Raw genomic sequence first — 24,057 nt, 5'->3', positions numbered from 1 at the left:
CCGGAAGCAGTCAAAGTCCCCCTTCTTAAGGGGGATTTAGGGGGATCTAGACTTAGCGTAAAAACGAGATTTCTCAAGGATTTTAGTCAAATCGAATTAATCTCCCAATAAAATTCGCAAAGCTTTCAAAGCATTTGAACGATTGCCATTGGCAATTTTACCAAACCAATAATGTGCCTCTTCATTACTCATCGCCATAATCCCCTCGGCAATATTCGCAATTCGTTCAGTTTTCGATAGCGGTTGCAGCGATTGAAATAAAATCGCCAAACTTACGCCAGATTCTTCTGATAAAATATAAGGAGTTTGTCGCTGCTGAGATAAACTTTTAGGGTCGTAATTATTCGCTTTGAGAGTTGCATAAATTGTCTGTCTCGCCAAAACCAGGGCATTTCCTTTGAGTCGCCCCAATTTTTTAGCAGCAGGACGTTTTTTCTCTCCGGCTTTTTTGTAAGCACATTGGTAGAGTTCTAATGCAAAATTGTTATGATCTAAAGGCAAAACTCGTAACTGAAATTCTTGCATGGTCTATGGGCGGGGCGGGTTTATGAGGATTGGTGTCAACAAACACGTTAAACGTAGTACCGGTTTGCTGTCTAACGATTAGGGTTCGATCCCCCCTAGCCCCCCTTAAGAAGGGGGGGACAGGAGTCTTCTCAAAGTCCCCCTTCTTAAGGGGGATTTAGGGGGATCTAGACTGGGGTAAAAGCGAGATTTCTCAGTAAAACCCGCCCCTACATTTTAATATACTACTCTTGCCATTAAATTTAAACGTTCTACTGGATTGCGATCGAGCGTTTGTTTTATACTGCTAATATCCGAGGCATTTGCCGACAAAGCTGGCTTGAATTCTAAGGTGATTTTCAAACTAACATCAGCTTGCGCGTCGGGACTGTTCAACAAACTGTTGAGAGTCGAGAAAAAGCTCTGAAATCCCCGCAACGCCCCTTGATATTCCAGCCGCACAAATTGGTCGCCGGTTTGAATGGTTGCGGTTTGGTCGATTTGCGGTTGCCACCGCTGCAATAGGGCAATTGCTGTTCCCAATTTGCGATAATCTATTACTTGACTCACAGACAATTCTAGCACTTCGATGCCTTGCACTTTGTAGTCGCTAATGCGATCGCCCAATCCCGCAAATACCGCATTAATCGTGCCGTCAATTTCGATAATCGGCGGTTTCGCCTCCCACAAACTCGGCTGTAGCGTTTCCACAACATAAGCAGAATTGCCACTATCTCGAACGCTAGAAACTTGAGGATTTAGATTGACATTGGTTGCTTTTTCTGCTGTATCACCGTTACCGTAATCGGCCACGACACGAAAAATAGTGTTATTAACAATGGTGATTTCACACTCATCGGAAGGGCGGAAATTTCCCGGCACTAAAATATTATCTTGATACAAACTAACCGTCAGTGCTCCTTTCGCTTTCCACCTGACGCGCACGGGCTTTGCCGCTTCTGTACTGGGCATCAATTGAGCGCTGAGTTCCACTTCTTTGGGCGCTGGAGGTTCGAGAATGCCGCGTCTGTAGAGGGAGGCGCGATCGCTAAATTCGATCGTCTCCGGCAGCGCCAACACGCTATCATCAGTTTTGATAAACAGTCTCTCCCCGACTTTCATATCCCAATTGCCCATTTTCAAACCTTCGCGAATCGTCTCCCGCAGCATCGAAACTTCCGCATCAAGGAGAATATTCAAACTCAAATCCTTAGCAAAAGCATCGCGCAGCGCCTTCGTTGTCCAACTATCCAACCCCGCAGGCCAAACTTTTTGCAGGATAAAAGCCGGGGCGAAAGGTTTAGCTTCTTCGGCGCGAATCTTGCCGCAATCTTTGAGGGCTTTGAGAATTACATCTTGCTGGTGGTTTTTGCCTTTCACCATACTCGCATCCTGCGCCGTAAGAGTGTAGTGCATCAATCCTTTCGGTGCTTTTACTTGGTCATTTGAGGGATAAAATAAATGGCGGTAAGCATTAGTCAAAGATACTCTCACAGCTATATCTTTCGCGCCTTGCCGTTCCTTCAATTGCTTCTGCTGGCTTCCCGATAAATCTGCCAGTCGGTTCTGACTTTTGAGAATATTTTGAATAGCTTTATATTCTCTGGCATTGTCGATCGCCGTTTCTAATTCTAGCCGATTTGCCACCAAAAATAACAACCGATTCCGGTAGGTGCGAAACTTCCCCGATTCGCCGCTATTGTTGAAAATTCTCTCGATTAATTCCGGGGCTGCGTCGGTAGAAGCATTCACCATCGCTTCGTCAAAGTCGATCGCGCACAACGCCACCTCATCCGGGTTGTCGTCTACATCTCCGGGACTTTCGATATTAGAAACTAAGGTAAATAATCTGGTGGCAAAAATGCTATCCCGGCGAGTTCGCAAATCTTCTTTGGCCAATACTACCCCGACTTGTTCTTTCTCTTCGGTAATGATTTTATTAATCGAAGGTTCTTCTTTAAACCTCGCTAAAGATGTTACCGGATCGGAGTCTAAATACCAGGCTACCTTAGTTAATCTTTCTAAAGCGCGATCGACAAAACCGCTGTCAACCCCCGGAGTCAGCAGCGACAAATTCAACTCCGCCAGCCGAATTCCCGAAGAATTTCCCTGAGTCAAAGAATGCAAAAATATTGTTCTGCTTACCCAAGTAGAAAACGGCGGTTTTCCCGCTGCTATCCATTCCCCATCTTGCAATTGTGCGTAAGCCGGCCTACCATCGGGATTGTAGATATCAGCGCCGATCGCATTCCGCAAGGGCGATCGCTGCAACCGAGAAGTCAGATCGTTAGTAATTTCGCCATCCATCCCCACCGGAATATGATGCGTGTGAATCATCGGCACCCAACCATCGCGATTTTCCCACAAATGCCGCACGACTTGCGCGAACAATCGCAAAGCCCCCCGCGTCTTCTGGAATTCGGGAATAGAAGCAATTTTTTTAGTTAAAAGATTGAACAATTCCGGGTGAAACGGATAACTTTGGGCGATCGCTTCTGAGTATGACGCATCTTTGCACCCATCGGGCAAATTAACGCGGCAATTGCGATAAGCCACCAAATATTCCGATGCCGCTTTTTGCGCCGCTTCCTCGCTAACTCTGGCAAACACGCGCTGTTTAACGATGTTGTAAATTTCGATATCTGTAGAAGGACTCAACACCCTTTCTTGTCTTGCGGAAGCGCGCATCGTTTCTTGCAATTCTGCCGTTTCTTCCGCAAAAGTATCTGCTGTCGAGGCGAGGGAATAAACCAATACTAAATTATCGCAGGCTGCCGCCAAATCCATCAGGGAAAATAGAAAAGCTACCACTTGTTTGGCTAAATCGCTTCTGCCAATTTGTTTCGCTTTTGCCGATCGCAAATACCGCGCAATTTCATCTAAAATAATCACAGTCGGCTGTCCCCCCGTCAACCGTTCTAACACCGAAGTACCGGGGCTGACACCGCTTTTATCGCTGCCTTGCAGTAACTGATAGCCTGCAATCCCGCCAATTTGGTAAGCAATTTCGCCCCAAAGAGTATAGGTTGTCAAGCCGCTGTCCGAGTGATAAACTCCTTGTTCTGGGTCTAAATCCCGACCGTCGATCGCTGCAACTTGTAAAGGGCGATCGGGAATCAGGCTAATATCTGTAAAGCGTTCCAATCCGACAATTTCTCGCCCTTGCTTGCAGATATGCCAGAGTGCAATTTCATCGTGAGTTTTGCCGCCCCCAAAACTCGTTTCCAAACGAACCACCCCAGCCCCAGCGCTTTGCTTCATCAAGCGGCTGAAAACTTCCCGAATTAGGGTTTTAATGCCATCAGTTGCGAAGGTATTGGCAAAAAATTTATTAGCATCTTGATAAACTTGAGGTGCAGTTCCTTCGACTACCAGCCGCAATTTTGCTGCAAATAAATCTAGAGACAAGTCTCCCGATAAAATCTCATCTCTGGGCACGCAGGTATCAAAGATTAATGGCAGCATCTAACGATCCTTTGGTGTTGGGTAAATGATTAAAATCCACATTTCCGCCGCTAACAATCACGCCAATCCGCGCATTTTCAGCCTGCACAACACCTGACAACAAAGCCGCCGCCGCTAACACTCCCGTCGGTTCCACAACTATCTTCATGCGTTCCCACATAAAAAACATTGTCTGGCGAATTGCGTCTTCGGAAACTGTTGCCATATCGTCCACATAATGCAGCACCAAAGGAAAGGTTAATTTCCCCAAAGATGGTGTGCGCGCACCATCAGCAATCGTATCCGGGTTAGTCACTGTGTGCAGCGTTTTCGTGCGGAACGATCGCGCCGCATCATCTGCTTGCTCGGGTTCTACTCCTATTACTTTACACTGCGGAGACAAAGTTTTTGTCGCGATCGCGCATCCCGACAGCAAACCCCCGCCACCGCAGCAAACCAGCAGCAAATCTAACTCCCCAACTTCTGCGATTAATTCCAGCGCCGCCGTACCTTGTCCCGCAATCACCCACGCATGGTCATAAGGAGGAATAATTGTCAAGTGCCGTTCTGCGCCAATTTTAGCCGCTAACTCTTCGCGGGAAACTTGAGTGCGATCGTACAAAATAATCTCTGCACCGTAGCCGCGAGTCGCTTCTTGCTTGACTTTGGGCGCATCTGCAGGCATGACAACAGTAGCAGGAATCTGTAACAACTGGGCGGCAAGGGCGATCGCCTGCGCGTGATTTCCCGAAGAAAAAGTCAGCACTCCCCGCTGTTTTTCCGCTTCAGATAGCTGCATCAAAGCATTGCAAGCACCCCGAAATTTAAATGAACCCGTGCGCTGAAAGTTCTCGCACTTGAAAAATACCTGAGAATTCGTCTGTTTGTTGAAAGTTTCCGAAGTCAGCACCGGCGTCTTGAAAGTTTTGCCCTGCAAGCGATTTGCCGCCGCCTCTACATCCGCGAAACTTACTGACAAGGAATTTTGGGCACAGAAGTCGGCACTCATAGATTTTAGATTTGGGCGATCGAGAACTCTATTTGTAGGGTGGGCATTGCCCGCTTCACTCGTACCATTAAACTATAAATTATTATCATAAGCTGTTGCGCTTAATTGTTAAAAAAGCTGTTGACTAAAATCAAAGTTATGACAATTTACTATCAAAAAGTAAAGGAGCGTTTCCGATTAATGAATACAAATTTAACCACCGCCGATTAATTGTAGGGAAACGGCGCCGTGCCCTGTCTTGATTTTGGGTAATATCTGAAATGTTGCACCATTCTCAATAAGCTTTTTAGGAACAGGCAAGATGCCTGTTCCACAAAGAGTGAATTTTCTTGTGGAACAGGCATCTTGCCTGTTAAGCGAGAATGGTGCAATATCTCAGGTAATATCAAATCCGTTGGCATCGGAATTATTCATCTCTCTCTTCCCTTTCTCTGTACCCTCTGTGCCCTCTGCGGTTTAATCATTCCGATACAACCGGAATCGATATAACGGGTAAAATCAACCGGATTGGATGGTGAAATTGCCCTCGCGAGTGCGATCGACTCCAACCATCGACAACCGCAAAAGAGGAAACGGCATTGCCGTTCCCCTACCCAAAAAATAGCAACTAAAGTGTTTAACAATTACCAAAAAAAAGGACACAGTATTACTGTGTCCTTACCTATTTATTGTAGGAACACGGCTTGCCGTGTCCCTAACCGTACCCCCGATATCCCGATTAGGATTCTTGCCGTTTAGAACAAGAACAATTCAGTATTACCGGTCGGTCCCAAATTCACATCGACAGTGGCAAACAAACTGTTACCACCAACCGTAGAACCGTTGCTATCGTAATACAGTTTAGTAGACAAACCGTCGTAGATAGCCATGATGGACGGCCCGGTTAAAGTTGCTTCAAACACAGTTACATCAGACACTGTGCTGCTGTAAGCGTAGAAACTCGAACCCAAAGGCCCAGATCCGGTTGTAAAGGCTGCAAACCCAGTGCTGTCGAGGTTAATTACATCATCAGTAATGCTGTAATTGGTAATGAAGTCCCCGCCGTCAGCAGTAGTTCCGCTGAACACAAACACATCCAAACCATCACCGCCGTTGAGAGCATTGGTTCCGACACCACCGATTAAAGTGTCATTCCCGATGCCACCGTTGAGAGTATCGCTACCGCCACCGCCGAAGAGGCTGTCATTACCATCGTCGCCGGAAATGCTGTCGTTACCCAAACCGCCGTCGAAAATGTCGGCACCAGAACCGCCGCTGAAGATGTCAGCAAACTCAGTACCAGTGACGCTGTTATCAGTCGCATCTCCGGTAAATAAGACAGGAGAGGTGAAGTTGTAACCGCCAGCACCTGAACCGAAATTGTTAAAGTCGGTTGGGAAAGTATTCCCAGCAGCAGTTAAATCAGCAACGCTACCTGAGTTGGTAGTAGTACCAGTATCAGGAGTGTCAGTATCAGAAGAGGCGATGGTACCTGTGAATACAAAGTCCGCCGTTCCCAGATTGCTAGCAGCAGTACCCAGATTCGCAATCAAGGTAGAACCAGCCGCTTCGGTACCGTTCGAGTCAAAATACAACACTGTTTCGTTCGACGCATTCGTAAAGGCGAAGAAACCAGCAGTTGTAGAATTGCCCAGGGCTGTAGCTTGTGCATCTTCTAAAGAGGCATAACTGCCGCCGCTGAAAATCACTAACTCTTGGCCAGTAATGTCAGGATTTGAACCCGTCACACCGTCAAAGTTAGTCGTAGTCAAATTGCCGAATTCGCTCGCGCTAAACTCGAATTTGTCACTTCCAGAGGTAAAGTCGGTAATTGTATCACCGCCTTCGGCTGTTGCTTTGAAAACAAACAGATCCGCACCAGCACCGCCAGTCACAACATCTGCACCAGAACCGCCGCTGAAGATGTCAGCAAACTCAGTACCAGTGACGCTGTTAGCATTAGCATCTCCGGTAAATAAGACAGGAGTGGTGAAGTTGTAACCGCCAGCACCTGAACCGAAATTGTTAAAGTCGGTTGGGAAAGTATTCCCAGCAGCAGTTAAATCAGCAACGCTGCCTGAGTTGGTAGTAGTACCAGTATCAGGAGTGTCAGTCTCAGAAGAGGCGATCGTACCTGTGAATACAAAGTCCGCCGTTCCCAGATTGGTAGCAGCCGTACCCAGATTCGCAATCAAGGTAGAACCAGCCGCTGCGGTACCGTTCGAGTCAAAATACAACACTGTTTCGTTCGACGCATTCGTAAAGGCGAAGAAACCAGCAGTTGTAGAATTGCCCAGGGCTGTAGCTTGTGCATCTTCTAAAGAGGCATAACTGCCGCCGCTGAAAATCACTAACTCTTGGCCAGTAATGTCAGGATTTGAACCCGTCACACCGTCAAAGTTAGTCGTAGTCAAATTGCCGAATTCGCTCGCGCTAAACTCGAATTTGTCACTTCCAGAGGTAAAGTCGGTAATTGTATCACCGCCTTCGGCTGTTGCTTTGAAAACAAACAGATCCGCACCAGCACCGCCAGTCACAACATCTGCACCAGAACCGCCGCTGAAGATGTCAGCAAACTCAGTACCAGTGACGCTGTTAACATTAGCATCTCCGGTAAATAAGACAGGAGTGGTGAAGTTGTAGCCGCCAGCACCTGAACCGAAATTGTTAAAGTCGGTTGGGAAAGTGTTCCCAGCAGCAGTTAAATCGGCAACGCTGCCTGAGTTGGTAGTAGTACCAGTATCAGGAGTGTCAGTCTCAGAAGAGGCGATGGTACCTGTGAATACAAAGTCCGCCGTTCCCAGATTGCTAGCAGCAGTACCCAGATTCGCAATCAAGGTAGAACCAGCCGCTTCGGTACCGTTCGAGTCAAAATACAACACTGTTTCGTTCGACGCATTCGTAAAGGCGAAGAAACCAGCAGTTGTAGAATTGCCCAGGGCTGTAGCTTGTGCATCTTCTAAAGAGGCATAACTGCCGCCGCTGAAAATCACTAACTCTTGGCCAGTAATGTCAGGATTTGAACCCGTCACACCGTCAAAGTTAGTCGTAGTCAAATTACCGAATTCGCTCGCGCTAAACTCGAATTTGTCACTTCCAGAGGTAAAGTCGGTAATTGTATCACCGCCTTCGGCTGTTGCTTTGAAAACAAACAGATCCGCACCAGCACCGCCAGTCACAACATCTGCACCAGAACCGCCGCTGAAGATGTCAGCAAACTCAGTACCAGTGACGCTGTTAACATTAGCATCTCCGGTAAATAAGACAGGAGTGGTGAAGTTGTAGCCGCCAGCACCTGAACCGAAATTGTTAAAGTCGCTCGGGAAAGTGTTCCCAGCAGCAGTTAAATCAACAATGCTGCCTGAGTTGGTAGTAGTAGTACCAGTATCAGAAGAGGCGATCGTACCTGTAAATACAAAGTCCGCCGTTCCCAGATTGCTAGCAGCAGTACCCAGATTCGCAATCAAGGTAGAACCACCGGCTACGGTACCGTTCGAGTCAAAATACAACACCGTTTCGTTCGAGGCATTCGTAAATGCGAAGAAACCAGCAGTTGTAGAATTCCCCAGGGCTGTAGCTTGTGCAGCTTCCAAAGAGGCATAACTTCCGCCAGTGAAAATCACGAATTCTTTGCCAGTAATGTCAGGAGAAACCCCGCTAACACCGTCAAAGTTAGTCGTAGTCAAATTGCCGAAAGCGCTCGCGGTAAACTGGAATTTGTCAGTTCCAAAGGTAAAGTCGGCAATTTTATCGCCACCTTCTTTAGTTCCCCTGTAAACAAAGAGATCCGCACCACTGCCGCCGCTTATGATATCCAAACCGAGGCCGCCGGTGATGATATCGTTGCCGTCGCCACCCTTGAGGCTATCGTTATAATTGCTGCCGACAATGTTGTCATCGCCTGCTAAACCATCGTAATTAACTGCGGCCGGAGAAGTGGTGAAATCCACATTGTCAGCACCAGCAGTACCGACAGGAATACTTAGTGGCTCGCCCGTGAAGACAAAGTTACCGACATCCAGGCGAATGCTCGCCGAGAAACTGGCCACAATGTCCAAGCGCGCCCCAAAACCATATACCACCACCAAACGGCCGGTCTCGGCATCTATAAACTGACAGAAAACAGGCACGTCTGGGTTGCCGCCCAACTGTGCAAACCGCGCTTGCAAACTCGCGATGCTGTTAACAGTGATATCCGTGGTGAAGTCGAGGAAATTAGCGCCACCGATCGCCCCAAAAGTAGAATTAGCAGTAATATCCACTTTGGTCAAGATAGAAGCGTTGAGACTAAAAGCTGCGTTAGAAAACTCTAAAACATCCTCAGTGACATTAAAGTCAGTAATAAAGTCAGCTTCTGCAACTGTTGTAATATCTTGGCGGGAAGTGCGGTAAAGAAAGCGATCGTTTCCACCACCCCCAATTAGAGTATTGGTTCCTAGGCCGCCTTCGATCGTGTCATTGCCCTCATTTCCGGTTAATAGGTCATTCCCAGCACCGCCTATTACTGTGTCATCGCCCATGCCACCGTCGATATCGTCATCCTCATCGCCGCCGTCGATATCGTCATCGCCACCGCCGCCTTTAACTTTGTCGTTGCCTTTGCCTGCTTTTATTTTGTTTTTGCCTAGGCTAACTTCGATATCATCATCGTCATCGCCGCTGTCGATATCGTCATCGCCATCGCCGCCTTTAATTGTGTCCTTGCCTTTGCCGCCGATGATTTTATCTTTGCCTTTGCCGGCTGTAATGTTATCGTCACCATCGCCGCCTTCGATGTCGTTATCCAGCGTCGCAGAACCGACAATAACTTGAGCTTGTTGAGTGCCAGCAAAGTTAAAGACATTTTGCTCGACTATCAAGCTAAAACGCTGGCCGAGGAACTCTCTTCTGCCGTTGGTAACTTTAAAACCAAAACCAGCCTCACCCTTATAACCTACTGTCGCTTTGAAACTTACAAAGCCTTCGTTAATGTCTGCTTGAGTGAAGGTCGAACCGGGTTGTACGGGGGCTCCCTTAAAGAATAGTTGGCCGGTTGTAGGATCGGGCAGCTCGGTTACCGTGTAGACTATGCCGCCAGGACCTTGCTGGTCATCGACATACTCCAACGACTCACGATTAATTTTTTGCTCGCCGCCGCTGGAACCAGCAACGCCGTTCTTATTAGCTCCGACTCGCGGAGGGTTAAAAATCGGGTTCGCAGTTGGAGTTGGAGTTTGAGTTGGAGTTTGATTTGGAGTTTGAGTTTGAGGATCAACTCCTAAAAAGTCGCCAGCATCGATCTGCGTTGCGTTGACATTCGACAATCGCACCAGCGTCCTGTTATTGACCCGAATTTCGGTATTGGCCTCGACTTGTACAAAGCTCAAGCTGTTAAAGTTCAAGTCGCCAGCCAGCATAAACTTGTCTTGGCCGTCTTCGTAGTCAGTGATGACTGCACTTCCTGCGTCAGACTCGTTACTCATGGCAAAAACGTCATTTCCAGCACCGCCGATACAGGTATGGTTGCCAGTACCGCCCATCAGCGTATCGTTGCCGTCGCCGCCCATCAACGTATCCTCGCCGTCGCCGCCGCCGCTAACGCTGTCGTCGCCGTCGCCGCCGTCTGCCATGTCATTGCCGTCGCCAGTGACGAGGGTATCGTTGCCGCCACCGCCCATCACACTGTCGTCGCCGGCACCGCCCATCACGCTGTCGTCGCCGTCGTCGCCACTGCAAAGGTCGCTGCCGTCGCCGCCCATCACGGTATCGTCGCCGATGCCGCCACTAACGCTGTCGTCGCCGTCGTCGCCACTGCAAACGTCGCTGCCGTCGCCACCCATCACGGTATCGTTACCGGTGCCGCCGCTAACGCTGTCGTCGCCGTCGTCGCCACTGCAAACGTCGCTGCCGGCATCGCCGCCCACGGTATCGTTGCCGATGCCGCCGCTAACGCTGTCGTCGCCGTCGTCGCCGCTGCAAACGTCGCTGCCGGCATCGCCGCCCACGATATCGTTATCTTTGCCGCCGTTAACGGTATCATTGCCTTCGCCGCCATTTACGGTATCGTTGCCCCGATCGCCCCGGACGTTATCGTTGCCTTCGCCGCCCTCGCAATCGTCGTTGTCTTTGCCACCGTAGATGCTATCGTTGCCGGCGCCGCCGTCAACGTCATCTTCTCCTTCGTTGCCGTGGGCAGAGTCATCGCCGTCATCGCCTTCGCAGGTGTCGTTGCCGGTACCGCCAAAAAGGCTGTCGTTATCTTTACCGCCATTAACCTTGTCGTCGCCTTTGCCGCCCTTAACGTTGTCGTTGCCCCGATCGCCTCTTATTTCATCGTCGCCATCGCCGCCCTCGCAATCGTCGTCATCTTTACCACCGTAGATTTTATTGTTTTTGTCACGGTTTCCTTTGATTTGATCCTTGCCTCTTTTGCCGTATATCTCCTCGTTATCGCCAGTGGCGACAATTAGGTCATCGTCATCGGTACCGACGACGGTTCGGCGGCGATCGATGCCGCTGCCATCATCTAAACCATCCTCTTCCATTTCCGTACCTCCCAAGGTCTGGAAAATGTTGTCGCTGTCGCTGTCGCTGTCATCGTCATCGTCATCATCGTCATCGTCATCGTCATCATCGTCATCGTCATCGTCATCGTCATCATCGCCCACACCGTTAGACAGATCCGGAAATTGGTCGGCAATGCCCTCGCTGTTTTCGGCGAGTGTTAGGTTAATTAAATCGGCTAAGTCCTCATCGGAAAGTTTAGGGCTGTTTTGGCCTAAATCCACAGACGGATCATCTAGATTGGTGGTTGAAAACCCGGGATCTGCTTCCCCGTCCTCAGGGGGGATCGGTGTAGTAAACAACTTGGGATCTGTCACCTCAGAAATTTCTGTTTCCTCTGGCCTGGGAAAAAGTGTTCCCGATACATTTCCTACTGGCATTTCTTCTTCATTCATTGTTGATCTTTCCCAAATAATGGTAAGCTTCTTAGACTCAATTTATCAGCAAACAGGAGGCTGCAGAAGAAAATTTTTTAGCTTCATGCTTTCGCCTGTTATAGGATCTCGTCTCCTTCTCTTTACTATTATAGATGCCACTTCAACTGCAAGGTTTTTTTCATTCTGTTGCGAGTTTTATATTCCGCAATTGCGTATCAAAATTAATTGATCTGCAACCTACACTGTAAGTGCTGCGCCGAAGCTCCGAGCCTTTAAGATGTTCTCGGTAATTTCTACAGTAAGCGGCGCCGAATGGCCTCTGATTGTAGATCTTCTACGTAATTTCTACAGTGAATTGGCTGAATTTAAACTCGCCACTGACAACTCCTAAATAACTACCCAAAACCCGTATCCCCCCAATTTTACCCTTGCTTTTTTTCCGATCTCCGCTGGGTGTATTGAAGTTTTGTAACACTCCCAGCTTTGACAAATCCTTCCCTGACTTAGGATTTGAATCTCTTGACTAAACGACTGCACGCTTCTAATTTTAGTTCCCGATGAGTAATTAGAAATTTAGATAATTAGCCGGGGCAAATATTTGTTCTAATTTTTAGTTGTTGCACCATTTTCTCTCCATGCGAGGAAACTTCGCCAACAGAGATTTTTTTTGGGGATCAATACTAACAGTTATCTCAAAAAATATCTATCTCAAGACATATTGCAAAATTTATCAAAAAATGGTAAAAGACAGAATTCGTTTTTGGTGACAGTTGCAAGCTCGATCGGCATTTTGAGCGAGAATGACCCACGGCGAGGCTGCCAAACCCAGTTGCTTTGTAGAGGCTTCGCTACCAAATCGAATAATTCTCCGAGAAACCGGCCTGATGAGGCGTAATCCTCTAGATGCCCAAAATGATGGTTGCTTGAGAGTACCGGAATAATTTGATTGCCGTTGTATTGTTGAGGGTTCTTGGCTGCTTACGTTTATTTTTGCTGCTTAACTTTAACTAGATTAAGAGAGTTAAATTAAAAGTTTTCTATATCATAAAAGCGGTAAATTAGCAATAACTTATTAGCAACTATCGATGGTCAACTATCAATTACCGATCGCCACTGAGGTCTTAAGGATGAGGGCGGAGGGCTTACGGATGAGAACCCAGGGCTGACCAATTAATTAATTGACACAAAATCAAGATTACACATGGGGGGTTGGTGGTACAGGATAAGCGGTAAAGACCGATCGACCGATCGCAAAAAAAAAAGAAATACTCAACTTTGCCTGCGATATTACCCTGAAAGCGGTTGGCGATAGCCGAAGTAATTTTAATAAGAACTAGAGATCCGCCTGGTAAAGTGCCTCCAATTTAACTTTACTCAGCAATGAGAAACTCAAGTTCACGACGAATCTAAAGGGGTCTGCGGTAGAGGTGCAAAATGTCAAAGATAGCAAGATTGGAGAAAATTCGGCTTTCATCGAGCCACAGGGCAATCAAAACTAATAAACTGTTATTAAAGTACAACTTTTATATCGTCAAAGTGTTTGAACAAATATATATGACCCTAGCGATCGCCCGATCGGGGGAAGCCAATTCAGAAACTTTGATTAAAAGAGTAAAAAATATGTTGCCGAGTGCTATTGCTAGCCACAAAAACGCAGGCAAATTCAGAATTAAGGCGGGAGGGCGCTAAATCCGTGAGCCAGGAATTTCAACTCTCAGTCACCCCTGTTGGCGACGACGAATATCTAGTGCGGACAGAAAGGGTTGCACCCGGTGTACCCTTAGCCGAACAACAAGTCCGCTGGCCGATCGACGAATGGCTTGCACTGTCTGCTCAACTGATGAACGACCCACTGGTGGGCTTGCTCCAGGGAAAAGCAGTACAGGGAACCAATTTTGCTGGTCGCGGCCTCTCGCGTTCGGGAAACAACCCAGCGCCGAATTTAGTAGCCCTGGGGCAACAATTATACAGTGGGCTGTTTCAAGGAAACTTGCGCGATAGCTGGACTTGCGCTCAAGGCATTGCCCAGCACCGCCGAGAAGTGCTGCAACTGCGACTCGGACTCAAAGGCCGGCGCTTGCCGCGGCTGCCCTGGGAAGTTCTGCACGCCGGCGATCGCCCTTTGGCAACCGGCACGGATGTCGTGTTTTCTCGCTACCAACCAGGTACAAGTTTGTTCAAACAAACCCGGATACTGCCTAGTAGCGGGCCACTAAAAATTTTAATGGCGATCGCCTCTCCAAGCGATCGAGACAGCTTGCAGCTCAAGCGAGAAGTGCTCCACCTGCAACAAGAACTCCAAAACCGCACCGCTAATCCTCTCAAAAACAGCCCCCATTCCCCGGAAATTCAACTGACTATTCTCGAACAGCCCGATCGAGAACAACTTACCCAAGCCCTAGAACAAGGACACTACCAAGTCCTACACTACGCAGGCCACAGCAACTTAGGTTCCCGAGGTGGCGAACTCTACCTAGTCAGCAGCCGCACCGGCTTAACCGAAACCCTCAGTGGCGACGACTTAGCTGGATTGCTTGTTAACAACGGTATTCAGATGGCCGTGTTCAACTCCTGCCGCGGCGCCTACGGCGACCCCTCAGACCTCGCGGACGACAGCCCGGAACGGAACTTAACCGAAGCTCTAGTGAAGCGGGGCATTCCAGCAGTGCTAGCAATGGCAGAAAGCATCCCCGACGATGTAGCCCTAACTCTGACCCGGTTGTTTTACCGCAACCTCAATCAAGGCTATCCAGTCGATCTCAGCCTGAGCCGGGCAAGAGCTGGGCTAATTTCTGCCTACGGTTCTCACCAGCTATACTGGGCGTTGCCGATTCTCTACCAGCACCCGGACTTTGACGGCTATTTGACCGGCGCCCCAGCCCACAGTGCGACATCCGGTTCTATGGTGCACATAATCGCGTCGGGAACGCAACCGGCGCTGGCGGGTACAGAATGGAAGGCTCCGTCTTCGGTTTCGGCGATCGCCCAACACCCCCCAATCCCAGTCAATCGATCGCATGAGTCAGACAATTCTGACGGCGAAGTCTGGGAATACTTTCCCGACCAATTAAAAAATCGTAGGGATTGGGTTCACCAGAACGATCGACCCGAGGCTGCTAATTCACCGAACTCACCGACGGCTTCGCCATCCTCTATTTCTAGTTCTGAGTGTTCGGCGATCCAAGCAACTCGCGCCGCTGCACCGACTCAAAAACCGTTAAAAAAACCGGGATTGAACACATCTGTGCTCGTGATGCTTTGCTTGTTGCCCGTTGCTTTGAGTGCTGGCTTTTTTGGGTGGCGGTACTCGCACCAGCGAGGCACGAAACCAGAAGAGTTACTGCCGGCGGTACGGACTCCCCTGTCGCAAAATTACCTGCAACAACGCCACTAAAAGCGATAGCCCACTACTGCAATCCTGAATTTAGACCCTCTTGGCCTAGGCCCAAACTGGGTGGGGTTTTTGCTGGCCATTCGCTATCGGCTGCCGGTGGAAAAGTGATCAAAAGTATGCTGCTCGATCGAATCTCGGACTTATTTTCATCAAGCCGGTTTTTACCGAAAATAAGCAGCAGCGCAACCAAGCATCTAGGAAGAAACCGGGTTTCTCGTCGAGAGAGTAAGTCCGGGACTGCTTAATATAGAATTCGGCAGTCGATTGTAGATTTTAGACTTCGGCTTGAGTCCTGAGTCGAACGATTTGAGATTTTAGATTTACTCCACAGATGAATCTGGAAGCTTGAACAAGAGTCTAAAATTTTGATCTCTCCACGACAGGAGTCGGTGGCTTGTATGCGTTTTTGGGCGGGCTGATTCGGCAGCAGGAGCATTCGTCATTCGGCACAAGACAATAAAAGCCAGAGTTGGAACAATTAAGAACGTCCTCACCGTCAGTGCGGTTGGTATATTCCACAATAATTAATTATGGAAGCGGCTGTGAGTTTGACGCGGCCCCTCAGTTGGTGCATAAATTTTGAGAGTCTGGCAGTTGACAGGCCACGAGTGGAAACCAATACATTTCCATCGAAACTCGTTGTCGGGAACCGCTGCTAATTTGTAGTGCATCAAACATTTAAGCTGTGCTGCATTTAACTCGCTCTTTTTCAATTCCCCTGTGGAAATAACCTCACATTCTCTGCCTTGGGGCCGGAGGAGGAAGATTTTTCCGAGTTCCCCCTAGACATCTACTGATTCGTAGCGAAGTGTTAAGAGTCGCGAAGCAATCTCGCCCGATCAAAACTATTCCCCTCCTAGTTGCTGTCCGATGTTTCTGCCGTCGCGCCCATTGAGTCGGGTTTTAGCTTAAACCCGTTCAACGAACAGGTGAAATTTCCTTCAATTTTTACCCGATTGCCTTCCCCAGACGGCGTTCTGTGCAAGTTATATGCCCAACACCTTAATAGAAGATTGCTCGTTGGTATTTGGGGTTTTGAGGGGATTTCCAGCCCGAAAAATAGGGTTTATACGATTTTAGATTTTAGATTTTAGATTTTAGATTGAATAATTGGGAATGACTTATTCCATAAGGGTTTGGAGCTTGCCTACAGTTGGATTCTTTTTGTAAACTGGTTTTGCAAGTAGCTGGCAGGCGCATCCAGAACAAGTGCTGTCTCCCCTTGTTGAGGTAAAAGTTAACCCCGGCCGGTAAATGCTTTCGGCAGATTTGCAGCGGCCACGCTCTAGGTATTTCGATTCATGGCTGTGTTGTTTTTACCTTGACCACAGACTCGATCAGGGATTGGTGAATGCAGGGAACAGACTTTAGTGTAAAAAAGTAAAGCATTTAATTTGCGACAATAATTTCCCGCGCGATCGCTCCGAGGCTTATGCAAGCATTTGGACGGCGAGCAGAAAATTGATCACCCTTCGAGTATCCTTAGTTGCACCCCCGGTCTTGAGGCAGCAGAAATTTATCCAGAATCTTAATATTCAGAATTCTTAGTATTGACAGTGAAACAAAGTTAATCTAATGTGTTGTAATTGATATAAGTAAAGTCCAATAAGCGAGGTACGGTCAATGGCAGAAACAGCTACAGCACCCTTAACAGGAAAAGGTCTGCTTCAAAAAATCAAAGGCAGTGATTTGCCGCGCAGAGAACTTGCGAAGCTTTGCGGCTACTTCACGGTCAGCAAAAGTGGAGAAACCCGGATTAATCTGGCTGAGTTTTACGATGCAGTGTTAGCTGCTAAGGGCATTGAGCTAGAGAAGTCTAAAGCAGACGGACGCGGGCGAGAAGCGAGTTATCGAGCTAGCGTTCACAAGAATGGCTCGATCGTGATCGGCGCAAATTATACCCAAGAAATGGGATTAAAGCCGGGCGACGAGTTTGAAATTAAGCTCGGATACAAGCACATTCGCTTGATTCAGATCGATGTGGACAGACCTGATGTGGAATTGGATGATGAAGAGGAGGATACAGAAGAATAGAGGCGATCGCGATGCAGTCAGCCGATAGCAAGGCGACTGGATTTGGCATTCGCTAGACGAGTATTTGCGCGCCACCCTTCGATTGAACTGATGAGCTGTCTTGACTATTTCTATTTTCTCTTGTCCCGCAAAGACTACAGTGCCTCTGAACTTCGCAAAAAGGGGCAAGAGAAAGGTTTTGGCAATGAGGAAATATTGGAGGCGATCGCGCAAATTCAAGACCGCGGCTATCAGTCCGACACTCGCTTGGTGGCAAACTCGATCGCCTCTGCAGCAGGCAAATACGGGAAGTCTGCCATCAAGCGCAAGTGCCTGCAAAAAGGAATTGCCAACGATTTATTCGAGCAAGTCTGGGAAGAAGAAATTGCCGAAAATCAGGACTCCGAAGCAGAAAAACTGGCCGAATTAAAAGCCAAAGTCATGCGGAAATACAAGATCGATACTTGGGGTAAAGTAGATCCGAAAACCAAGGGTAAAGTCTTGAATTACCTGCAATACAGGGGCTTTAATGCCTTTGAAATTTGGCGACAGTGGCAAACAGAAGAAGATGACGAGTAAATAGTAGGGCCACGCAAATAGGTGTGACCGAGATAGGCAAGCACAACTGCACTGCTGCCGACGGGGCTAAAGTGTAAGTTCTGAGTTTTTGTAAATGTATGTCAATCCTCAGCGTTGACTAAATAAGATTCGTACATCTGCCGGTGTCTGGCTAAAAGCTCGAGATATTTCTCGTTGATTTTGGCCAGCATCCATTTTTCTTTAAAAATGGCGGCAGATTCTGCTTTCACCGGATCTGCTTCTAGCGGCAAAATATCTTTTCGAGCTGCGCTTTGCTCTGCAACAGACTTCAGTTTCTGAGGGTTTTGCTGGTATTTTCGACCGCTTTTGTGGTTGGCGTAACGACGCGATCGAGTATACCCCATCTGCAAGAACTTGCGGGCCATGTCAGCTCCCACAAAATCTTCGCGATCGAGATACTCTAAAAACAAGGAGTAAATTTTGCTGCTGGATTCCCTGGCAATTTCAGGAGTCTTAAATCTCCAGAAAGGCAGAATTTCTCCTTTGTAGGGTTCCACCAACAGCACTCCCTGTTCTCCTTTCCCTACCCGATAAAGTTCCGGGTGCTGTCGAAAGTCGATCTTCTTAAAATCCAAAGAGTAGTCGAACTGCTTCATTGGGCATTTTCTGTTCTATCTGGAACTATAGAAGCCCGGGGTTTACCTTCGTCTGGTTGGGTATAAACCCAGGCCCAAGCAATGAAGACAGCTTGAAAAGGCAGCCTGAGCCAATAGAGTAATTGGTTGTGGGGAATCCCTTCTATCGGAATGTTGTTGACGGCTTGATTGATATTAGCTGGAAACACGGCAATAAACAAGGCAATTAATCCCCACGCCGCCGCCCTACTCACAGGAGGAACTAACAGCCCAATTCCTCCCAAAATCTCGAAAAAACCGCTGATATAAACCAAGGCTCCGGGGTAAGGAAGCTGGGGCGGCACGATTCTGATAAAAGGTGCGGGTACTGCAAAGTGCAGCACGCCTACAATACAGAGAGCTACTGCGAGAATAACTCGCCAAATTTCTTTTTGACTTTTCATGGGCAATGGGTAATTAATAATTGTTAAATTGCTGGGATAATGCTTGCAAAAAATCGCTATTGGCGATCGAGATGACAAGAAAACTCAGACCCAAGTATTTCAGCTTTCCGGGTTTGTCTGCTCTTGCTGGTGGCTGTAAAAATTTTATTGGGTAGAAAAAGCAGGTTTCTGGGTAACTCCCAGACAAGTTTTCACAGCCGCAAACTGGAGGAAGCGAGAACTGGAATCGAAGGCCTGCGCGTTGACTGCCAAAAACAGATAGCGCGCATTTTGATAACAAGATTTTAAGGTCTATTTCCCTGTTGCTGTCTCTATCTTCGGGTAGTAAAACATAATTTTTGTTCCGGCTCTGGCTCCGTTAGCGGTCAAACCAGTGGGGGATTTTCTCGATCGACAAATGCACCACAGCTTAACATTAAATAAGTCCTCGCGGGAATTGATGAGTGCGATTACTGCTAACTTTGACCGAAAGCATCCAGGATACAAGCCCCCGGATTCATTCCTTCGCAGACTCAGGACGGAGAAATAAAAAACCTGTATCCGATGAAACTTGCCCCCCGAATTTATCCCTGGGGTCAATGCTTCAATTCTTTAATCTCAAATCTAAAATCTCAAATCGATTGACCTTGCCTTGCGGGCGATTCCCCACCCTTCACCGAAGGCATACGCATTCGGAATAGCATCGCTCGGGCCTAGACTAAATAATGCGAGTAATTTGTCAAGAACTTTTAGAATTATTTAATGTTTGCGCTTTGAGAATTATTTGCAGAGGCAATTCGAGAACACTCTGTAATTAAAGTTACCATCTAAAGTTGGAATTTTGTCAACTTCCCACAGATGTTAGAATAGATGAAATGATCGAATTAGCTCAAAAGTCGATCGCCCTAGCAAATCTCAAAGCATCCTGCTGGAATTCAAAATTGTCACCAACTGCAGGAACTTTTTAGCCGCCACATGATTCACACAGATTGAGCCTCCAAGCGCTGTGTCATTTTTATCTACACGCAAGCAATCACCGACGACCATGAACACCTCACTTAACACCTCTAAATTAAGCCTCAACCGGATACTGCGACAATCGTTGTTTGCAGGCATCATTTCCACCGCAGCTTTGGCTAGTGGATGGGTTCCCGGTTTATACACACAATCCCCAAACCTCGTTTTCGGAGCAGCAGCCCAAGCTCAAGAAATTAGCAGCGAGGAAATTACTAGCTACGCTCGTGCTGTGTTGGCAATAGAACCTAGACGCGTGGAAGCTTATAACGAAATTAAAGGAATGGCTGGGGGTTCGGTTCCCAGAGTAGTGTGCAACGAAACTCAGGAAATTAATAGGTTGTCTGGAGGTGTTCGCGGCATCGCGGTGAATTACTGCCAACAAGCTAAAAAAGTTATCGAAACCAATGGTTTGACAGTTGGTCGCTTCAACCAGCTCACTTTGCTCCAGCAAGCAGACCCGGCAGTCAAACAGCGAATTCAAGCCGAGCTGCTGCGACTGCAACAAGCCGGCAATCAATAAGCTTGAGGGTGTGAGTCTTTCTGCCTCTCCCGTTCTATTAGACTTCTCCATAAAAGCTGGTTAAGGGCAGGTACGAGGCCTAACCCCTACTCCCCACAAGAATTATTGGAGATTTCAATTGTTCGAGTTACTAGACGATAGGCAAAAATTTTAGAAAAAAGGGCGATCGTCTGCGACAAAGTGCTTGACAAAATAACAAAAATGTGGTATCAAAGCCAGAACGGGAGCTGTTCAGAGAGATGAATATTTTTCAACCTGCTGTAAATTGCCATGAGATATAGCGATCGCCAAGACGATTAAAACGTTTTTAATTCGTGAAACATGAGCGGAAGATTGCAATTTGGGTCTTCCTTATTCCTTCGGCTATAAAAAAGATATTCCTCAAAAACTAGATGTCAAGTGAATTGCTCTGAGGAATAGAATATAAAAATGCTAACTTTCACCAAACATTTACCTGCAAATCCCGATGCTGTTGTCAGCTTTACTTTACCGATGACAGCGGACGATCGCACTCGCAGCCGTCACCGATTCCAGACAGAGACGGGGGAAAAGCTGCACCTGAATTTGCCCAGAGGTACTGTACTGCGCGATCGGGATTTATTGCAGTCGGAAGACGGTAGCTGTTTGGTACTGGTAAGTGCAAAACCCGAATCGGTGCTGACAGCGCGGGCCTCAACTGCGCTGCTACTGATGCGGGCGGCTTATCATTTAGGAAACCGTCACGTAGCTTTAGAAATTGCCGATAATTATTTAAGGCTTTCTCCCGACTCTGTGTTGCAGGGAATGCTAGAAAAAATGGGTTTGGAAGTAACAGAGGAAATTGTACCGTTTCAGCCGGAAATGGGCGCTTACGGGCACAGCCATTAGATTTTAGATTTTAGATTTTAGATTTTAGATTTACTGCTACCGATGAATCCAACGCCTTATGACGAAATTGGTTTCGGTCATTCAAGAAGGAAGAAGTTAACAGTCAACAGTCAACAGTGAACAATCAACTTTTATGTTTGTTGCAGCTAGCTTTTGCACCTGTGGGAGCTTATAGTTATTCTGAGGGAATCGAAAGTCTGGTAGAAACCGGTGCGATCGACAGCGAGATTACTTTGAGGAATTGGTTAGAAAATTCGCTGCAATTCGGGGCTGTGCGAGTAGAAGCCGCTGTGCTGGTAAGGGCTTTGAGGGCGGCACAGATAGGGGATTTGACGGATTTGAATTACTGGAATGCTTGGGCGACTGCTACTAAGGAAACAGAAGAGTTGCGCTTGCAAAGTTGGCAAATGGGGCGGACTTTGATCAGGTTGCTGCTGGATTTGCGTGAAGCGAAGCTATCCCGCAGGGAATCGCCCGTACCTTCTAAATTAACGATATCTGTAAAAGATTTGGTGGAATTTGGCGGCAATCCGTGCAATTTTGCGATCGGCTTTGGCATTGCCGCCGCCAACTGGCAGATTGAAGAGGAAGCCGCCGTGTTAGGATATTTGTACAGTTGGGCTGCCAATCTGGCGAGTGCGGGCGTGAAACTGATTCCTCTCGGTCAAACAGCCGGTCAGCAGTTGCTGTTAGATTTGCAGTCTCAAATTAGCTGTACGGCGCAAGAAGTTTTAAAATTAGAAGATGATGATATTGCTAGTTGCAGTTGGGGATTAGGACTGGCTAGCATGGCGCACGAAACTCAGTACACTCGGTTGTTTCGGAGTTGAAAATCAGACCATATAAAATCTAAAATCTAAAATCTAAAATCGATATGGGTGCTTTTCGTGTAGGAATTGCTGGGCCGGTTGGTTCAGGGAAAACTGCTTTACTTGATGCTTTGTGCAAGGCGCTGCGGCAGCAATACCAGATTGCGGTTGTTACTAATGATATCTATACTCAGGAAGATGCCCAGTTTTTGGTTCGGAGTCAAGCTTTAGAGAGCGATCGCATTTTGGGCGTAGAAACGGGAGGCTGTCCCCACACAGCCATCCGCGAAGATGCTTCCATTAACTTAGTAGCTATAGAAGAGTTAGAACAAAAATTCACTGATTTAGATTTAGTGTTTGTAGAAAGCGGCGGCGATAACTTGGCGGCAACTTTTAGCCCGGAGTTAGTAGATTTAACAATTTACGTAATCGATGTCGCTGCGGGTGATAAAATTCCGCGCAAAGGCGGGCCAGGAATTACTAAATCAGATTTATTAGTAATTAATAAAACAGACCTCGCACCTTATGTAGGAGCAGATTTAGGCGTGATGGAACGAGACGCTAAAAAAATGCGAGGCGAGAAACCTTTTGTTTTTACTAACTTGAAGACCACAGAAGGATTAGAATCAGTAGTTAAATTCATCCACTCCCATATCGTGTAAAACATCAGTCTTCATCTGCGTTCATCTGCGTTTATCTGCCTTCATCTGCGGTTAAAACTCCTAAAAACTATCACCTCACCACCAATTCTTTGACCAAATTAGCCAAACGTTCCGTACTGTCTCTCACTGCTAATTGAGTAGCAGCTTTAGACATTTTTTCCAAATATTCGGAATCTCTTAACAAATACAACACCTTGCTTTGCAACACATCTGCTGTCAGTTCGCTTTGACGGAATACCACGGCGGCGCCGGCTTTAGCAAATACTTCCGCATTAAATCTTTGGTGGTCGTCAGCGGCGTGAGGAAAAGGAATTAAAATAGAAGGTACTCCCGTCACTGCTAATTCTGTCAGAGCACTGGCGCCCGATCGACTAATTGCTAAATTTGCTCGCTGCAACAAACTCGCCACATTGTCGTAAAATGGCATTGACAAATATTGCTCGTGTTTCAAACTCTCAGCATCCGGGTCATTATTTCCGGTGAGGTGCACTACCCAAGCACCGGCATCAAACCACGCAGGAGCACACTCGCGCACTAACTTATTGACTGCGACAGCGCCTTGAGAGCCGCCCATAACTAAAATTACAGGTACATTGTCAGGAATTGGCAAATTTAGAGGTTGGCGGGCGAGGAATTGCGATCGCACCGGTGTACCAGCAACCACGGTTTTCGCGCGGGGTAAATGCTGGGCTGCTGCTTCAAATCCGATCGCCACAGCAGTGCACAAAGGACTAAACCAGCGTGTCACCTTCCCGGGAATTGCATTAGATTCGTGGAGAATCACCGGCAAACCCAAAGAACGGGCCGCCAGAATTGCCGGTGCAGCGATGTAACCGCCGGTAGTAAAGACTCCCTGAAAATTTCCCGCTTTGAGCAACTTCCGCACCTGAAGGATCGAGCCGGCGAGTCCGCCCAAAATTCGCAGTGTACCGAGCCCAAATCCCTGCTGAAAGCCTTCAACGGCGATCGTGTGGAGGGGGTAAAGGGATGAAACTAATTGCGTTTCCATGCGGTCTGGGACTCCTAGCCATTCGATCTGACAGTCGTTCAACTGGCCAGCGGTGGCGATCGCGGGAAATAAATGTCCACCAGTGCCGCTAGCTGCAACCAACAACCGGAGGGGGGCTTTTGTCAAGGTCTTTGTTTCTTTTACAAGTACAAGTTCCACAGGTCGATCAATTTTATATTTGAGGTTTTAGATTATTATGCTTATTATTCCGGCAGTTTCAGCCAATTTTCAATCAGCCATCTAAAATTAGATTGTGCCGTGTCTATCCTTCCATTGTCAGTTTTCGTTGCCGGCGAACAGTTGCCCGCGCCAC

The 24,057-nt window shown here is 47.6% G+C and carries 18 protein-coding genes; 10 read left to right on the top strand and 8 right to left on the bottom strand.

Annotated elements, in window-relative coordinates:
• Positions 1–96 precede the first annotated feature (96 nt).
• The 3 genes from D0A37_RS27600 to D0A37_RS27590 all read right to left on the bottom strand — a co-directional run bounded on the left by D0A37_RS27600 (position 97) and on the right by D0A37_RS27590 (position 4,957).
• The gene (locus D0A37_RS27600) at positions 97–525 is read right to left on the bottom strand and encodes a DUF7680 family protein (protein ID WP_242719412.1); all 429 of its coding nucleotides are present in this window, start codon (positions 523–525) and stop codon (positions 97–99) included.
• A 216-nt stretch (positions 526–741) separates the two neighbouring features.
• Positions 742–3,969, bottom strand: a complete 3,228-nt coding sequence (locus D0A37_RS27595; RefSeq protein WP_242719410.1) for an ATP-binding protein — start codon at positions 3,967–3,969, stop codon at positions 742–744.
• Positions 3,950–4,957: a threo-3-hydroxy-L-aspartate ammonia-lyase gene (locus D0A37_RS27590; protein ID WP_242719408.1), complete on the bottom strand. Its 1,008-nt coding sequence runs from the start codon at positions 4,955–4,957 to the stop codon at positions 3,950–3,952. Before D0A37_RS27590 ends, D0A37_RS27595 begins: the two co-directional genes overlap by 20 nt.
• Positions 4,958–5,258: 301 nt before the next feature.
• Between D0A37_RS27590 and D0A37_RS27585 the strand changes: the two genes are divergently transcribed.
• Complete coding sequence (locus tag D0A37_RS27585; RefSeq protein ID WP_242719406.1) at positions 5,259–5,417, top strand: hypothetical protein; 159 nt, start codon at positions 5,259–5,261, stop codon at positions 5,415–5,417.
• 274 nt (positions 5,418–5,691) lie between these two features.
• Here the strand turns inward: D0A37_RS27585 and D0A37_RS27580 are convergent, their stop codons facing one another.
• The gene (locus D0A37_RS27580; protein ID WP_242719404.1) at positions 5,692–11,874 is read right to left on the bottom strand and encodes a cadherin-like domain-containing protein; all 6,183 of its coding nucleotides are present in this window, start codon (positions 11,872–11,874) and stop codon (positions 5,692–5,694) included.
• A gap of 1,416 nt (positions 11,875–13,290) precedes the next feature.
• Between D0A37_RS27580 and D0A37_RS27575 the strand changes: the two genes are divergently transcribed.
• Positions 13,291–13,545 carry a hypothetical protein gene (locus D0A37_RS27575; RefSeq protein WP_242719402.1) on the top strand — a complete coding sequence of 85 codons (255 nt, stop codon included), beginning with the start codon at positions 13,291–13,293 and terminating at the stop codon, positions 13,543–13,545.
• A 4-nt stretch (positions 13,546–13,549) separates the two neighbouring features.
• Positions 13,550–15,250, top strand: a complete 1,701-nt coding sequence (locus D0A37_RS27570) for a CHAT domain-containing protein (RefSeq protein WP_242719400.1) — start codon at positions 13,550–13,552, stop codon at positions 15,248–15,250.
• A gap of 524 nt (positions 15,251–15,774) precedes the next feature.
• Here D0A37_RS27570 and D0A37_RS27565 read toward each other — a convergent pair.
• Positions 15,775–15,963, bottom strand: coding sequence for a hypothetical protein (locus D0A37_RS27565; protein ID WP_242719397.1), 189 nt, complete (start codon positions 15,961–15,963; stop codon positions 15,775–15,777).
• Between the two features lie 910 nt (positions 15,964–16,873).
• On the opposite strand from D0A37_RS27565, the gene D0A37_RS27560 reads away from it, so the two are divergent.
• A complete protein-coding gene (locus D0A37_RS27560) occupies positions 16,874–17,284 on the top strand; it encodes an AbrB family transcriptional regulator (RefSeq protein ID WP_015177612.1) in 411 nt (136 codons plus the stop codon).
• Positions 17,285–17,404: 120 nt separating this feature from the next.
• On the top strand, positions 17,405–17,842 hold the full coding sequence (locus D0A37_RS27555; protein WP_242719395.1) for a regulatory protein RecX: 438 nt from the start codon (positions 17,405–17,407) through the stop codon (positions 17,840–17,842).
• A gap of 101 nt (positions 17,843–17,943) precedes the next feature.
• On the opposite strand, the gene D0A37_RS27550 is transcribed toward D0A37_RS27555, so the two are convergent.
• The gene (locus D0A37_RS27550; RefSeq protein ID WP_242719393.1) at positions 17,944–18,459 is read right to left on the bottom strand and encodes a DUF4385 domain-containing protein; all 516 of its coding nucleotides are present in this window, start codon (positions 18,457–18,459) and stop codon (positions 17,944–17,946) included.
• Positions 18,456–18,881: a DoxX family protein gene (locus D0A37_RS27545; RefSeq protein WP_242719391.1), complete on the bottom strand. Its 426-nt coding sequence runs from the start codon at positions 18,879–18,881 to the stop codon at positions 18,456–18,458. The genes D0A37_RS27550 and D0A37_RS27545 overlap by 4 nt, the downstream gene beginning before the upstream one ends.
• Positions 18,882–19,693: 812 nt before the next feature.
• On the opposite strand from D0A37_RS27545, the gene D0A37_RS29235 reads away from it, so the two are divergent.
• From D0A37_RS29235 to ureG, 5 genes are all read left to right on the top strand, one after another.
• Positions 19,694–19,828 carry a hypothetical protein gene (locus D0A37_RS29235; RefSeq protein ID WP_278187122.1) on the top strand — a complete coding sequence of 45 codons (135 nt, stop codon included), beginning with the start codon at positions 19,694–19,696 and terminating at the stop codon, positions 19,826–19,828.
• A 77-nt stretch (positions 19,829–19,905) separates the two neighbouring features.
• A complete protein-coding gene (locus D0A37_RS27540; RefSeq protein WP_242719389.1) occupies positions 19,906–20,397 on the top strand; it encodes a DUF4168 domain-containing protein in 492 nt (163 codons plus the stop codon).
• 429 nt (positions 20,398–20,826) lie between these two features.
• Complete coding sequence (gene ureE / locus D0A37_RS27535; protein WP_242719387.1) at positions 20,827–21,264, top strand: urease accessory protein UreE; 438 nt, start codon at positions 20,827–20,829, stop codon at positions 21,262–21,264.
• 116 nt (positions 21,265–21,380) lie between these two features.
• Entirely contained in the window at positions 21,381–22,094 is a 714-nt protein-coding gene (locus tag D0A37_RS27530; protein WP_242719385.1) for an urease accessory protein UreF, read from the top strand.
• A 44-nt stretch (positions 22,095–22,138) separates the two neighbouring features.
• Positions 22,139–22,735, top strand: a complete 597-nt coding sequence (ureG, locus tag D0A37_RS27525; protein ID WP_242719383.1) for an urease accessory protein UreG — start codon at positions 22,139–22,141, stop codon at positions 22,733–22,735.
• Between the two features lie 70 nt (positions 22,736–22,805).
• Here ureG and murG read toward each other — a convergent pair whose 3' ends face one another.
• A complete protein-coding gene (murG, locus tag D0A37_RS27520; protein ID WP_242719381.1) occupies positions 22,806–23,870 on the bottom strand; it encodes an undecaprenyldiphospho-muramoylpentapeptide beta-N-acetylglucosaminyltransferase in 1,065 nt (354 codons plus the stop codon).
• Positions 23,871–24,057 lie beyond the last annotated feature (187 nt).

Origin of the sequence: Microcoleus vaginatus HSN003 (genome assembly GCF_022701255.1) — a bacterium.
In the GTDB taxonomy this organism is placed as follows: domain Bacteria; phylum Cyanobacteriota; class Cyanobacteriia; order Cyanobacteriales; family Microcoleaceae; genus Microcoleus; species Microcoleus vaginatus_B.
This window is presented reverse-complemented; position numbering and strand designations above follow the sequence as displayed.

Coding starts and splice junctions, on each gene's coding strand:
- D0A37_RS27580 (WP_242719404.1), bottom strand. CDS start 11,874: ATGAATGAAGAAGAAATGCCAGTAGGAAATGTATCGGGAACACTTTTT.
- D0A37_RS27540 (WP_242719389.1), top strand. CDS start 19,906: ATGAACACCTCACTTAACACCTCTAAATTAAGCCTCAACCGGATACTG.
- D0A37_RS27585 (WP_242719406.1), top strand. CDS start 5,259: ATGCCTGTTCCACAAAGAGTGAATTTTCTTGTGGAACAGGCATCTTGC.
- D0A37_RS27600 (WP_242719412.1), bottom strand. CDS start 525: ATGCAAGAATTTCAGTTACGAGTTTTGCCTTTAGATCATAACAATTTT.
- ureG (WP_242719383.1), top strand. CDS start 22,139: ATGGGTGCTTTTCGTGTAGGAATTGCTGGGCCGGTTGGTTCAGGGAAA.
- D0A37_RS27595 (WP_242719410.1), bottom strand. CDS start 3,969: ATGCTGCCATTAATCTTTGATACCTGCGTGCCCAGAGATGAGATTTTA.
- D0A37_RS27590 (WP_242719408.1), bottom strand. CDS start 4,957: ATGAGTGCCGACTTCTGTGCCCAAAATTCCTTGTCAGTAAGTTTCGCG.
- D0A37_RS27575 (WP_242719402.1), top strand. CDS start 13,291: ATGTCAAAGATAGCAAGATTGGAGAAAATTCGGCTTTCATCGAGCCAC.
- ureE (WP_242719387.1), top strand. CDS start 20,827: ATGCTAACTTTCACCAAACATTTACCTGCAAATCCCGATGCTGTTGTC.
- D0A37_RS27550 (WP_242719393.1), bottom strand. CDS start 18,459: ATGAAGCAGTTCGACTACTCTTTGGATTTTAAGAAGATCGACTTTCGA.
- D0A37_RS27560 (WP_015177612.1), top strand. CDS start 16,874: ATGGCAGAAACAGCTACAGCACCCTTAACAGGAAAAGGTCTGCTTCAA.
- D0A37_RS27545 (WP_242719391.1), bottom strand. CDS start 18,881: ATGAAAAGTCAAAAAGAAATTTGGCGAGTTATTCTCGCAGTAGCTCTC.